Annotated in this window: 13 protein-coding genes; 2 read left to right on the top strand and 11 right to left on the bottom strand. The window is 36.9% G+C overall.

Going from position 1 to position 13,651, the window contains the following annotated elements; translation table 11 throughout:
• Window positions 1-59: 59 nt before the first annotated feature.
• The 11 genes from BR30_RS0118195 to pabB all read right to left on the bottom strand — a co-directional run bounded on the left by BR30_RS0118195 (window position 60) and on the right by pabB (window position 11,370).
• On the bottom strand, window positions 60-725 hold the full coding sequence (locus BR30_RS0118195; RefSeq protein ID WP_026566220.1) for a YcnI family copper-binding membrane protein: 666 nt from the start codon (window positions 723-725) through the stop codon (window positions 60-62).
• 22 nt (window positions 726-747) lie between these two features.
• Window positions 748-2,397, bottom strand: a complete 1,650-nt coding sequence (locus tag BR30_RS0118190) for a copper resistance CopC/CopD family protein (protein WP_026566219.1) — start codon at window positions 2,395-2,397, stop codon at window positions 748-750.
• A gap of 608 nt (window positions 2,398-3,005) precedes the next feature.
• The gene (locus tag BR30_RS38480) at window positions 3,006-3,134 is read right to left on the bottom strand and encodes a hypothetical protein (RefSeq protein ID WP_269320621.1); all 129 of its coding nucleotides are present in this window, start codon (window positions 3,132-3,134) and stop codon (window positions 3,006-3,008) included.
• A gap of 206 nt (window positions 3,135-3,340) precedes the next feature.
• Window positions 3,341-5,545, bottom strand: coding sequence for a heavy metal translocating P-type ATPase (locus tag BR30_RS0118180; protein WP_026566218.1), 2,205 nt, complete (start codon window positions 5,543-5,545; stop codon window positions 3,341-3,343).
• A gap of 81 nt (window positions 5,546-5,626) precedes the next feature.
• Window positions 5,627-5,833, bottom strand: coding sequence for a copper chaperone CopZ (gene copZ, locus BR30_RS0118175; protein ID WP_026566217.1), 207 nt, complete (start codon window positions 5,831-5,833; stop codon window positions 5,627-5,629).
• Window positions 5,834-6,229: 396 nt separating this feature from the next.
• Complete coding sequence (locus tag BR30_RS0118170) at window positions 6,230-6,964, bottom strand: urease accessory protein UreH domain-containing protein (protein ID WP_026566216.1); 735 nt, start codon at window positions 6,962-6,964, stop codon at window positions 6,230-6,232.
• A 30-nt stretch (window positions 6,965-6,994) separates the two neighbouring features.
• Entirely contained in the window at window positions 6,995-7,567 is a 573-nt protein-coding gene (locus BR30_RS0118165) for a YdhK family protein (protein WP_026566215.1), read from the bottom strand.
• A gap of 170 nt (window positions 7,568-7,737) precedes the next feature.
• Window positions 7,738-8,508, bottom strand: coding sequence for a nucleotidyltransferase domain-containing protein (locus BR30_RS0118160; RefSeq protein WP_026566214.1), 771 nt, complete (start codon window positions 8,506-8,508; stop codon window positions 7,738-7,740).
• A 2-nt stretch (window positions 8,509-8,510) separates the two neighbouring features.
• Entirely contained in the window at window positions 8,511-9,377 is an 867-nt protein-coding gene (pabC, locus tag BR30_RS0118155; RefSeq protein ID WP_026566213.1) for an aminodeoxychorismate lyase, read from the bottom strand.
• A 2-nt stretch (window positions 9,378-9,379) separates the two neighbouring features.
• Window positions 9,380-9,973 (bottom strand): aminodeoxychorismate/anthranilate synthase component II, encoded by a 594-nt coding sequence (pabA, locus tag BR30_RS0118150; protein WP_026566212.1) that lies wholly within the window; start codon window positions 9,971-9,973, stop codon window positions 9,380-9,382.
• Window positions 9,970-11,370, bottom strand: a complete 1,401-nt coding sequence (pabB, locus tag BR30_RS0118145; protein WP_026566211.1) for an aminodeoxychorismate synthase, component I — start codon at window positions 11,368-11,370, stop codon at window positions 9,970-9,972. The genes pabA and pabB overlap by 4 nt, the downstream gene beginning before the upstream one ends.
• 173 nt (window positions 11,371-11,543) lie before the next feature.
• Here pabB and BR30_RS0118140 point away from each other — a divergent pair, with 173 nt between their 5' ends.
• The gene (locus tag BR30_RS0118140; protein WP_026566210.1) at window positions 11,544-12,239 is read left to right on the top strand and encodes a response regulator transcription factor; all 696 of its coding nucleotides are present in this window, start codon (window positions 11,544-11,546) and stop codon (window positions 12,237-12,239) included.
• Window positions 12,236-13,597 (top strand): sensor histidine kinase, encoded by a 1,362-nt coding sequence (locus BR30_RS0118135; protein ID WP_026566209.1) that lies wholly within the window; start codon window positions 12,236-12,238, stop codon window positions 13,595-13,597. Before BR30_RS0118140 ends, BR30_RS0118135 begins: the two co-directional genes overlap by 4 nt.
• Window positions 13,598-13,651: the final 54 nt, after the last annotated feature.

The raw sequence follows: 13,651 nt of genomic DNA, 5'->3' as shown, positions 1-13,651 counted from the left end.
CCACCATATTTTAACATTATAAAAAATAGAAGATGCACACGGCATCTTCTATTTACGTTTTATTTTTTTCGGATTGCGATAATCAGTGCAGCGAAGGAAAGCAACGCTGCTAATCCCGATAAAATTAGTGATAAAGATGTGGATGTTTCCGTTTTCTTTTTAGTCACTTCTGTTTTCGTTTTCTCCTTATCTTTTGACTGTGTCTTATCACTATGTTCTGTTGTTTGACTGCTATGTTGATCCGTGGTGGAAGCTGTTACAATATCTGTAATAGAATGGGGTGAATCAGACCCTTCTTCTCCTGTCCATTCGACTATACTGCCATCCTTGTAATATTGAAAAGCATCCCAAGCAGCTTTGGTTGCCTTTTCAGGGTTTTTCGCTACAAATACAAATTGTTGGAATTGACCACTTAAAATCCCTTCCCCGGTCGCTTCAAAGGTGAATGTTTTTACTTTTCCACTAGCATCCTTTTCAGATGAATAGGTCCAGCCTGGAACGGGTTGATAAGACATAACTTCAACACCTGCTGGTGCTTTGACAGTTACTTTCGTAGTAGCTACATCTTTTTCTACTGGCACCTTTAATGTATAAGTTTCCCAAGCCCCTGTAGAAGATGTTTTTGGCATCACTGTTACATGAGCACTTGCCATACTTGAAAAGAAAAATAAGCTGATTACTGCTGGAATAAATACTTTTGAAATTCTGCCAATCATTTTTTTCATTATTAACTCTCCTCAGATGTTTTTATTGACTTCCCACTAAAACGTTGAAATCTGTATCGATACTTTCTAATGACTTTGTTAAAACGTGTACATGTACGTTCCACTCTCCAGCCATGGTAAAATGTAACCCTTTCACTTCGTACTTTCCTTCAGCCGTTTTTGCTAAGTTAACTGTTTCTTTTCCCATATCCATTTCGAGCATTGTAAACGTTAGGTGTAATTGTTCAATATCTTTGATAGGCTGTCCTGCTTTGTCTTTTAATGTAACTTCAAATAAATTCGTTCCAATTATATTTGGGGTTGCTTTCAGTGTAATTTGCTTGCCTACATTTATTCTATTGGTTTCCTTGAACGGCCCCGGCGACTGCATGGCTGTTGGTAAATTGGTTAACACGACAGAAAGAATAAGAATGATTAGACCCATCAAAAGTTCACCCTTTAATGGTCTCCCTAATCCCTTTGCAGTTCCCTTTTTTCCTTTAAGAAAATTCACCCCAGCAAGCACAACCATTAGGACAAATAAACTAACTTTACCTATTAATACCTGTCCATAGTTTGTTTGAACCAGAGCTGTAAGGTTAGGAATATATAATAGGCTGCTATATATTCCTGTAAAGGTTAAGAGAAGAACTATAATTAATCCCCATTTGGAGAAGTTTTTTATCATTCTTAGATAATCTTGTTTTAAATCTGTATTTTTCCGTAATGATAGATAGCCCACAAAACCAACTAAACTTCCAATCCATATCGATGCGGCAAATAAATGAAGAAAATCCATCGCAATCGTTAAAGATTGATTCGGTTGTGAAGCGGCATGACTAGTCATAGACTTTGTCCATAGCAAGGCATTTCCTAAAATAAAACAAGCCCACAAAATGATTCGTTTCGTACTCTCGGCCATCCCGATGAAAGTGGTAAGGAGAGCAAGAGTAATGAGGAGGGCAATTTGCATAATCCATGAATGACCATAATTCGTGTTCGTTAAGATATTTTCTAATAATGTAAAGCTGAACACTTCACTCCATGGAAAACCAGATTCAATCGTTGCCTGTAATGGCAGACTTAACAGGATGCTAAAGAATAGGAGTGTTAGACTTGCACTAATTAGCTTCCGGAACTTCTTGTCAACTGATTCTATCTCCCTTAACTTCTTGGGCATGACCATCATATAAAAAAAGATTAGACCGACATAACAGGCATTACTAATATATTGAAGCCAACGAATGACGATTAGATCGGCCTTGGGTTTGTAACCCTTTGTTACCTTATTGGAAGCAGCTGAATTTTGACCTTCATCACCAACCTGAAATGGAATGACTCCTTCGACAGGATGGCCATCACTTGAAACCACCTTCCACTTTATTCGATAGGATCCATTGGGAAGATCCTTCTTTAATCCGCTTTTTAATATGGATGGTTGTTTTGGATCAATTTGCCCATTGTTTTTATCGACTCGATTACCTTCCGAATCAAACACCTTAATGGAGTTAAAGGCCGGTTGGATTGATTCATCAAATTTTATCGTTACCTCGGTCGGTGCTTTTTCTACTGTTTCATTTTCCAATGGTGTAGATTTTTTTATGTAGGCGTGCGCTGAAGAAATAGACGGAAATAAAAATAGAAACAGGGCAAGGATTATTAGTAATGTACTGGCATTCTGTTTTGTTCGCAAACCCTCACTCCCTTTATCAAAATCGTTGTTGTAATAATTAAATTATAGCTTTAAGCAAAATAGTTTCTACTGTCGATACTATGATAATGATAAATAGGGTTAATAACAATATCTTTATCTGACCAACTTGTGAATAATTGTTGAACTTTTACAGAAATTGAGGGATTTTTATTAATAATTATCATTAGAAAGTTGGGTTTTCAAGTAATAATCATAAAAGGGAAGGGATTAACTAAAACTTCTGCACAGATTTTAATTAATCCCGTCCCCATTTTGGTTCATATTTTATCTACATCAAACCCTATGCATCATAGGTAAGGAGAATAAATAAATATTAGTGATTGCTAGTACCGTCATTAGTACGTAATATGGCAGCATAGCTTTAAAAGATGTCATTTTACCTCTACCCATTCTGTACACAACATAACAAGTACCTACCAACCCGATTAATATCACTAGATACTGAATCATTTGTACGGTTGAAGTTGAGGCGAGACTTAAACTTGATGGAGTTGAATCTACTCCAAATAATCTAATTGAATTAAACCATACTGCCTTACCTTCAGTGAAGATGTGGAAAAGGTTATGAGCCAGATGTCCAGCAAGATCTAAAGGAATAATCTCTCTGTTGCTTGTTTAATATCGGGGCAGTGAGAATGCCCCTCATCTGCAAATGCCGTTACATCGAATGAAAGGATAAATGCTAATGCAAATATAAATAAAAATAAATTCTTCATTTTTCCACCTCCAAAAAGTTATTTATGCATCTAATGTTCATATGTTTAATGTAATGGGGAAATTTGCAGATTGTATGCGTTTTTATTGGAGATAATATGGAGTATTGATTTTCTATTCATTTGTTCATAGATTTGTAAAATCTGACCTCAATTTTTCATCACTTTAGCTTTAATAGAAAAAAAAGAAGAGCCAAAATGGCTCTCCTTTATAATTTTACTTTTTGTAAACGTAATGCATTGAGAACAACAGAAACTGAACTGAACGCCATTGCTGCACCAGCAAGCCATGGAGCAAGGAATCCAAGAGCAGCGATTGGAATACCAAGTGTATTATAGGCAAGCGCCCAAAATAGATTTTGCTTAATATTACGGATTGTTTTTTTACTCATAAATATGGCATCAGCAATACTATTTAAATCCCCTCGAATTAGCGTTATATCTGCTGCTTCCATTGCAACATCTGTTCCGGTTCCAATAGCCATTCCAATATCTGCAACTGCAAGGGCTGGGGCGTCATTGATTCCATCCCCGACCATTACAACTTTCTTACCTACTGCCTGTAATTTCTTTATTTCATCTGCCTTGCCTTCAGGAAGGACCTCAGCAATGACAGTGTCGATACCCACTTGGGCTGCAATTGCTTTTGCGGTCTGTTGATTATCGCCTGTAATCATAATTACTTCAATCCCCATATTCTTAAGGCGGTCGATAGCTGTTTTGGATGTCTCTTTAATTGTATCCGCCACAGCCACCATACCTGCATATTGGCCATCTATAGTAGCAAGCATCGCTGTTTTCCCACCCCTTTCTAATTCACTCATCTGATCATAAGCATTTTCGACAGGTACATTAAACTTACTCATTAACTGCCTTGTTCCAACTAACAACTCTTTTCCATCCACTTTTGCTTTTATACCAAATCCAGGAATCGCTTCAAATTCCGTTACATTCTTTAAAGATATCCCCTTATCTTTAATACCTTGAACGATTGCTTGTGCTAGTGGATGCTCTGATTGTTTTTCTGCTGAGCCAACTAGTGATAGGAATTCTTCCTCTGATTGATTTTGATTTGTGAAAACATCTGTTAAAACAGGTGCTCCGTTTGTTACTGTACCGGTTTTATCCAAAACAACAGTAGAAATTTTATGTGTCATTTCTAAATGTTCGCCGCCTTTAAACAGAATTCCGTATTCGGCAGAACGACCTGAACCAGCCATAATCGAAGTCGGCGTTGCCAAACCCAGCGCACATGGACAGGCAATAACAAGGACAGCAATCATCTTTTCAAGAGCATTAGCAAAATCACCAGGTGTTACCCATACATACCAAACTATGAATGCTATTACAGCAAGAGCCACAACAATAGGGACAAACACTCCAGAAATCTGGTCCGCAAGGCGTTGAATAGGAGCCTTTGAACCTTGTGCTTCCTCCACTACCTTAATAATTTGAGCTAAAGCCGTATCTCTTCCTACTTTTGTTGCTTCCACTTTTAAAAATCCATTTTTATTAATTGTCGCACCAATAACTTCATCACCTATTTTTTTATCAACCGGGACACTTTCACCTGTAAGCATCGACTCATCAATTGCTGATGTACCTTCTACTATTTTTCCATCTACTGGAATCTTCTCACCAGGCTTAATATGCAGAATGTTGCCAACCTTAACTTCTTCAATAGGAACTTGCTGTTCAATTCCCAACCTTTCAATAGTTGCTGTCCTTGCTTGCAGACCCATAAGTTTCTTAATCGCTTCAGATGAACGCCCTTTTGCCTTTGCTTCAAAAAGCTTCCCGAGAATAATTAAGGTAATAAGAATAGAACTTGTTTCATAATAAAGTTCTACTGAATGCGCCATACTTCCAAGAGTAAGTACAGATAGATACAAACTATAAAAATATGCGGCTGATGTACCTAAAGCAACAAGAACATCCATATTGGCACTTTTATTTTTCAATGCTTTATAGGCTCCAACATAAAATTGTTTCCCGATTAAAAACTGTACCGGAGTAGCCAGTGCAAATTGCACCCATGGATTCATAAACATTTTTGGAACCCATAAAAATGATGTGAATGAAAAGTGACCAACCATTGCCCATAATAGTGGGAAAGAAAGGATTGCTGAAAAAATAAACTTCCCGGATTGTTTATCTATTTCCTTTTGCCGGTGATCACCTGTATCACTTTTATCATTTATAACATCATAACCTAGATCCTTGATTTTTTTTTCAATTTCTCTTAGATCGATTTTTTCTGGATTATATTTAACATTCGAACTCTCTAAGGCTAGATTAACATTTGCAGTTTCTATTCCGTCTAATTTTCTTAGACCTTTTTCAATCCTCGTAGCACAAGCCGCACAGGTCATTCCACTTATTTTCAAATTGCTTTCCTTAAAATTTTGACTCATTAAAGCCATCTCCTCATACCCTATAGAGGTATATTTCTTTGTAAAAAGAACGTGCTATCAACTAGCACGTCTTTTCACTATTTATTTCACATCGTATCCTTGATCATCAATGGTTTCTTTAATCTTATCTAATGTAACCTCTTGGTTATTAAATTCAACATCCACTTGTGCTGCTTTTAAATCAACTTTTACAGAAGTAACCCCCTTAAGAGCACCGACACTTCCTTCTACCGCTTTCACACAATGTCCGTATGACATTCCTTGAACCTTCAGTGTTAATTTTTCCATTTTATAAACTCCCTTTCATATTACTTATTTTTTTATAAGCCTTTAGATAGTGGTTATTAACTTATCAATAACTTCATGAACTGGAAAGATGGTTATTAATAATTATCTTTCCTTTAATTATATATTACCATACCCACCTACCCTATGTAAATGTTAATTTTTTATTATGCTATTTGCATTTGCAATTCCCCCCACTACAAGAGCAATCATTAGAGCAAGATGGACATTTGCCTAGTTTTGATTTTTGAATATTTTTATATAGGATCCAATTAGTCATTTTTCGCCACACTCTTCATCAAAACCTTAGATTTGGTACCAGCACTATTTTCAAATACTAGAAATTATTCATGACAAAAAAACAACGATGAATCATTCGTTGTTTTTTTGTTGTTATTGTTATAATGACCAATAAGTTAATGTATCAAAAATTCCTAAGAGAAACATCAGAATCCCAGCAATCTTTTGTATCACCATCCCAAACTTTCTCCCTTTTTTCATTATCACTCCACTACCACCTAAGAACCAGATGATAAAAATAAAAATCAATAGTGGAATAGCGGTTCCAACTGCAAATATTGGGGGCAGAATAAACCCATAAGTACTAGACAATACGACAGGCATTAAGGTGACAAAGAAAAGTACAAACATAGTCGGACAGAATGCTAATGAAAAACTAAATCCTAACATAAAAGAGCCGAATGGATTTTCACTCTTGTATACATTTAATCCCTTTAATAGATTTAAAGTTCCTGTTAATTTGATAAAACCCATCATAAACAGGCCAACAAAAACTAATAAAGGCCCCATTATCTTCCGAAGCCACGGAAAATATAAAGTAAGATTTTGTTCAAATTCCCTTCCTAGTAACCACACCAAAATACCTAATAAAGAAAATGCTACTATTTTTCCGAAAGTGAAAAAGCTAACATCCTTCCAAGCGATTTTCTTTTGAATAGAACGGTTTCCATAAAGAGTTACAGCACTAATATTACCAGTTAGCTGACAAGGTGCAAGAGCCCCAATAAGTCCTAAAATAAACGCAAAGACTATTGGCCATGCTTCTAAACTATAGGCTATATTGGTAAACGGTTTACTTACGAGCGAGCTAAATTGACTTAAAATACTGTACATTTGATCACCTTAAATCAATATATATACCTTTTATTTGGTTGAAAGTTCACTTTCTGTTACCCATTTATGATTTGTAACCTTTTCTCCACCATCAAGCGGAGTGTAGTCAATCATATATACAGTTGTTTGTTCTGCTGAATTAATTGTACCGGTGGCACCCTTCATACCTTCCATGTGGTCTGCTTCTAAGATAACTTCCGTTCCAGGTTTTAATGATGTACTACCAGCATTCTTAATTTCTTCTTGAATCACCCATTTATGGTTTTTCACTTTTTCTCCACCTGTAGTTGGAGTATAGGTAACGGCGTAGGCTGTTGTTTCATAGGCTCCCACTATTGTTGCTTTAGCCTTATTCATACCTTCCATATGGTCAGCATTGATAATAGCTTGACTTCCCACTTTATAGGTTGGATTCGCTTTTTCCTTTAAACCATTAGGAATCTCACCTGAACTTGAGTGTTCCATATGTTCCATATCCGTACTATTATGGTCCATTTTTTTATTATCATCAGAACCCTTCTCATTACTATTGTTAGCACAGGCAGACAACATTAGCATTAAGATCAAAAAAACAAATCCTACCACCAATTTTTCACTTTTCATATTTACCTCCTAAAAATTTTTATTTCAAAAGGTATTCTACAACAAAAATTTGCAGAAATTATGAATTTTTATACCTCTCACAATTATTCCGCTAATAATTATATAAAACAAAAAGCCACTTTTGATATAAAGTGACTCACAAAGTAATTCATTTTTTTATTCTGAGGTGGTTATGCCCAAACCTCATCAAGAATATCTCGGAATAGATCATCCAAGACTGGGGTCATATCCGCTTTGGATACTTTAAGGGTTTTCGTATATTCCTCAAGCCGATTGATTTCTTTTTCTAAAAAGTCATTTATGGCATTAACCTTCGGCTCAAGGTTGAGTTCATCGCCGCTGATTTTCCTTTCAAGCAAGGTAAGGATTTCCTGCTTTAGTTGCCCCTCATCAAGAAGCTCTTCTACCAATGTTTGAAATTCAATGGGCGGGACTGTATTGTATCTTTCAATCCATATACAAGCTAAAACGGGTCTAAGGACATAAAAGTACTTTTTAATTTTCACATGATCTCCACGGAGATAATCACGAAAATTGCCTTTTGCCATATTTAAGTAATGATAGAGAGCGGATTGTGGTAAGAACACTTGATTCTGGATTGCTTTCAATTTATCTACTAAGGAAAAGGCTTGATAATACACTATTCCCGAATGGAGCCACTCCATCAGTGGTGGATTAGATTTTCTAAACAGTTTGAGGGCCTTTCGTATTTCCCATCCATTGATATCAAGGAGATCATTTATTGGAAGTTCGATCACTTCTCGCTTTTGGTCAATGCTCAAATACCAGTCCTTTTTGTGGACATAAATAAACCGAACATCGTAATCACTATCCTTGGATGGAAATCCCCATGCTCTGCTCCCAGATTCGACGGCAAGACAGACTTTTACTTCATATTGCTCTTCAATTTTTTGGATTTCAGCGAGTATTTTTTCTTTCAAGGTTATTCACTCCTTAATCCATGCTTTGACCACAGACTTTTACAATAATGGCGATATTCACGATGCAATAGTTGAACTATTTGGCCTCGTTTACCAGGAAATTCATGTCCTTCAAATGTAGAAATGGGGACGATCTCTTGAATGGAATTAGTGACAAACATCTCATCGGCCTCAAAGCTGTGTTCTAAGGAATAAAGCCCCTCTTCTACAATCAGATTATGTTTCGTTGCTAATTCGCTAACAAACTGACGTGTAATCCCATTTAAAATCCCAGTTTGTACGGATGGGGTATATACGACATTTCCTTTTACCCAAAAGATATTAGAGACAATCCCTTCTGCTAAGTATCCTTCCTCATTTAGGAAAATCCCTTCTATATCTGCAGTATGTCCGATTTCTCTTTTTGCCAAGATATTGTTCATAAAATGATGAGACTTCAAACGTTCATTTCCTTCGGGACTGTTTCGTTTCAGTTCCAATAAGATTGCCTTTTTTTCTGTTAATCCCTCTGCCTGAGGTAATGGTTTAGACAAAAAAAGAATATTTGGGTTAGTATATGGCTCCACTTGCAAACCAATATCCCCTATACCAGCCGAGACATTTAGCCTTAGATAAGCATTGGTCAAACTGTTTACTTTTAATAATTCTTGCAGGATTTTATTCGTTTCATCACGCTCAAAACGATAGCTGATGTTTAGAACCTCTAATCCTTGATTAAGACGCTCTAAATGGTCATCTAGCAGGAAGGGATGTCCTTCATAAATCCGGAAGGTTTCAAATAACCCCATTCCATATAAAAAACCATGATCAAACGGGGAAATCATCGCCTCTTCTTTTGATAAAAACTGTCCGTTTAAATGGATAAACATTTTTAATAACCCTTTTGAATAGCAATATTTTTATAGTGATGGACGAAGTTACGTAACAACTCTTTTCCCGATGTTGTTAAAATAGATTCGGGGTGAAACTGGACTCCTTCAATCGGTAACTCTTTATGACGAATGGCCATAATTTCTCCTTCTTTTGTCCATGCGGAAATCTCAAAGCATTCAGGCAAAGTCTCTCGTTTGACTATTAATGAATGGTATCGAGTAGCCGGAAAAGGGTTTGGCAATCCTCGAAAAATTGTCTTTCCGTCATGATACATATCGGATGTTTTCCCGTGCATCAGCCTTTCCGCGCGAATAACATCTCCATTAAAAGCCTGAGCAATTGCTTGCTGGCCTAGGCACACACCGAATATTGGGATTTTCCCTGCGAATGCTTGAATCGCATCCAAGCTGATTCCCGCTTCATTTGGACTGCATGGCCCTGGAGACACCATTAAGAATTCAGGCTGTAGTTCTGTAATCTCTTCAATCGACGTTTGATTATTTCGCTTAACCACTAATTCTTCTCCCAATTCACCTAAATATTGCACTAAATTAAAGGTAAAGGAATCGTAATTATCTATCATAAATATCATTGCTCTACCTCCTCTGCCATTTCTTTCGCTTTCCATAATGCCGCTGCTTTTTTCATCGATTCTTTGTACTCATGCTTTGGATTAGAATCAATAACGATTCCTGCCCCCGCTTGCACATGTGCCATCCCATCTTTAACAAGCATGGTGCGGATAATAATGTTTAATTCTAAATCGCCGCTAAAATCAATCCAGCCCAGAGAACCGGTGTACACTCCTCTTTGAACGGGCTCAAGTTCCTCGATTATTTCCATTGTACGAACTTTAGGTGCGCCAGTTATGGTCCCTCCTGGGAAAACAGAATCAATGATATCAAAGCTTGATTTGTCTTCCGCTAATTCTCCTCTTACATTGGAGACAATATGCATGACATGGGAATACTTTTCAATGACCATAAATTCATTGACCTCGACAGTCCCATACTTACATACCCTCCCAAGATCATTTCGCTCTAAATCCACTAACATCACATGTTCCGCACGCTCTTTTTCATTTTCAATTAATTCATTGGCGAGTTGGATGTCTTCATTGTGATTCTTGCCTCTAGAGCGGGTACCAGCAATCGGACGTGTACTTACTTCTTGTCCATCTTTTTTGACGAGAAGTTCAGGGGACCCACTGACGAGTTGAAAGTCTGGTGTATGTAGATAGGCCATATATGGAGATGGATTTAAGGACCTTAATTCTTCATAAACTTCAAGCGCTTCTACTTCAATCGGTTTTGATTGGCGGACGGCAAGGTTCACCTGAAATACATCGCCTTGTCCAATATATTCTTGAATCTTGATAACAGCCTGAATAAATTCATCTTCTGTCATTGAAACCTCTAGATTATTATAGTTACTTTCTCTAGGCTTTTTTGTTTGAATGGAGGGGGTATCTTGAATCCATTGTTTTTCCCATAAGGAAATTTTCTCCTCCATCCCCTGGTCATTTTCAGCTAAAAACATAAGCCACAAAATCTCTTCTTTATGATCAAAGACAAACCATTCTTTCACAATATAAAAGTAGATTTCCGGTATTTGTAAATCATCTGTTGCAAGATCAGGAAGAACTTCAATGTACCTAGCATAATCATAGCTTATGTAACCAATTGCACCTCCCAGGAAACTAGGAAGACCTTCTATTTTATCGACATGATACCGGTTCATATATTCCATCAATAAGTGTAATGGATTCCCTTCCTGTTTCTCGGTACCATTTTCATTTTGAATTTCAAGCATATGGTTTTTCCCTTTTATTATCGCCTCAGGCTGAAATGCAGCAATGCTGTAGCGCCCGCCGCGGCCGCTTTCCAACAGCACATGATGGGTGTATTTCTCAGCCAGTACACGATATTGACTGAAAAACCTTGAATAAGTAAAAGGAATTTTTTTACAGTATAAATGAAGTTGTGTCAACCAATTCACTCCTTAACTTTTCTCTTTTTTTATCATACTTGAAAAGGGTGTCAGGCACCACTCTTGTTGTGAGGTTGCAGGTCGATATTTTTTTCAATCATTAAAGGAATTTATTAACTGGCTGTGGAAAAGTGTAATAAATTAGTAATATTCAATTTCTAAGGGGGCTCACTATGAAAAAGGAAACCATTCTAGTGGTTGAAGATGAAGAAAAGATCGCTCGGCTTCTTGAGATCGAACTTGAGTACGAAGGATATGTGGTAACAAAGGTAATGGATGGTCTTGAAGCATTTGAAGCATACAAGAAGGGGAAATGGGATTTAGTATTACTTGATGTCATGCTGCCTGGAATTAGCGGAATTGAACTACTCAGGCGGATACGGGTAAACGACCAAATCACACCTGTTCTTTTACTTACTGCCAAAAGCTCGGTTGAGGATAAAGTGTCAGGACTGGATTATGGGGCAAATGATTATATAACAAAGCCCTTTCAAATTGAAGAGGTATTAGCGCGGGTCCGTGCTGCTTTAAGGGTGAAAGCTGTAGAACAGCCTCAGGAAGACGAGAGTTTATTAACATTTGCTGACCTAAAAATAAATCCAAAAACCAGGGAAGTTTTTCGTGGAGAAGATGAAATTGAATTAACTCCTAGAGAGTTCGATTTGTTGGTTTATTTGTTAACAAATAAGCGGCAAGTATTAAACCGAGATCAAATTTTGGAAGCTGTTTGGGGATATGACTTTATCGGTGACACAAATGTAGTCGATGTTTATATTCGATATGTCAGAAAAAAATTAGAACAGCAGAATAAGCCCGCATTAATCCATACCGTCCGTGGTGTCGGGTATGTCTTAAAGGAAGCTAAATGAAACTTAGCAATAAAATAAATTTTTATACTGCCGTGTTATTTGCCGCCTTATTAATAGTGATGAATCTATCTGTTTATTACACCTTTAACAAATTAATTCTCAACAGTGAATTAAACACCTCCGCAAAGGAAATGGAAAAAACGACAAATGATATTGGGAAATCACTTGGTTCCATTTCTGAGGGAGAACTATTACGTTCTTACGTCCCTATCAATGGAATGATCCAATTTGTCACAGAAAATAACAAACCCTTATCAACAGTCACAAGCCCCACAGAGCAAGCTTTAATCGGAAGAAAAGCCAAGTTTCATCAAGGGGAAGTTAGTACTTTTATTGTTTTTCAAAAAAAGTCATATACATTTGAGTCTATGCCTATTATTTTACTAGATGGAAGTGTCGCAAATCTTCAAGTGACTAAAAGCATTCAACCGGCAACTGATAACTTAAAAATTCTGAGGCTTGTCTTGATTTTGGTGACACTTCTGGCACTAATTCCTGTAGTTGTTTCCAGCCGGATTCTCAGTAAACTGATTACCAACCCTGTTACATCCATGATTAAGACCATGAAAGAAATTAGACAGAGCGGCCGCTTCAAGAGGCTGACGCTTGATGGAAAATCAAAGGACGAACTTTATCAAATGGGAGAAACCTTTAACCATATGATCGATTTACTTGAAACAAATTACGAAAAACAAAAACAGTTTGTTTCGAATGCGTCCCATGAATTTAAAACCCCCTTAACCATTATTGAGAGCTATGCAAGTCTTTTAAAGCGGAGAGGATTAAAGGAACCGGAGCTTTTTGCCGAATCGATTGAAGCGATTCATTCCGAAGCAGTTCGCATGAAAGACATGACTGAACAGCTGTTACTGTTGGCTAAGCATCACGAGCAGTGGAATATCCAAATGTCAGAGCTTAATCTTAGCGATTTTATGCTGCAAACGGTTAAGGCCTTTCAAAGTGCTTATAATAGAGAAATACATCTTCAGCAGAAAAACAATTTACAGAAAACGGTTGTTACGGATGAAAAGAAACTAAAGCAGCTGCTGTATATCTTTCTTGATAATGCACGGAAATATAGTGATGATGCCATTACAGTTATTTTAGGAATAAAGCATGATGAGGCATTTATAAGTGTAGCCGACAAGGGAATCGGCGTCCAAAAAGATGAACTGCCAAAGGTCTTTGACCGTTTTTACCGTGTTGATAAAGCAAGAAATAGAAAAAAAGGCGGTTCTGGACTTGGCTTATCATTAGCAAAGGAAATTGCTGATGCCATTGGTATCAGAATTCACCTTGAAAGTGAAGAAGGAGTTGGAACCACGGCAACTCTTTTCATTAAAACTAATAAAAATTAATCCATTTCTCAGCATTTTCTAATCTTCATATTAGAAAATAAATGTACTTAACGT

The sequence above is a fragment of the Bacillus sp. UNC41MFS5 genome, assembly GCF_000686805.1.
This window is presented reverse-complemented; position numbering and strand designations above follow the sequence as displayed.

What these genes read in the sequence shown, in the direction of transcription:
- BR30_RS0118135 (WP_026566209.1), top strand. Translation starts at nt 12,236, where the DNA reads ATGAAACTTAGCAATAAAATAAATTTTTATACTGCCGTGTTATTTGCC.
- BR30_RS0118165 (WP_026566215.1), bottom strand. Translation starts at nt 7,567, where the DNA reads ATGAAAAGTGAAAAATTGGTGGTAGGATTTGTTTTTTTGATCTTAATG.
- pabA (WP_026566212.1), bottom strand. Translation starts at nt 9,973, where the DNA reads ATGATATTTATGATAGATAATTACGATTCCTTTACCTTTAATTTAGTG.
- pabC (WP_026566213.1), bottom strand. Translation starts at nt 9,377, where the DNA reads ATGTTTATCCATTTAAACGGACAGTTTTTATCAAAAGAAGAGGCGATG.
- BR30_RS0118140 (WP_026566210.1), top strand. Translation starts at nt 11,544, where the DNA reads ATGAAAAAGGAAACCATTCTAGTGGTTGAAGATGAAGAAAAGATCGCT.
- BR30_RS0118195 (WP_026566220.1), bottom strand. Translation starts at nt 725, where the DNA reads ATGAAAAAAATGATTGGCAGAATTTCAAAAGTATTTATTCCAGCAGTA.
- BR30_RS0118170 (WP_026566216.1), bottom strand. Translation starts at nt 6,964, where the DNA reads ATGTACAGTATTTTAAGTCAATTTAGCTCGCTCGTAAGTAAACCGTTT.
- BR30_RS0118180 (WP_026566218.1), bottom strand. Translation starts at nt 5,545, where the DNA reads ATGAGTCAAAATTTTAAGGAAAGCAATTTGAAAATAAGTGGAATGACC.
- copZ (WP_026566217.1), bottom strand. Translation starts at nt 5,833, where the DNA reads ATGGAAAAATTAACACTGAAGGTTCAAGGAATGTCATACGGACATTGT.
- BR30_RS38480 (WP_269320621.1), bottom strand. Translation starts at nt 3,134, where the DNA reads ATGAAGAATTTATTTTTATTTATATTTGCATTAGCATTTATCCTTTCA.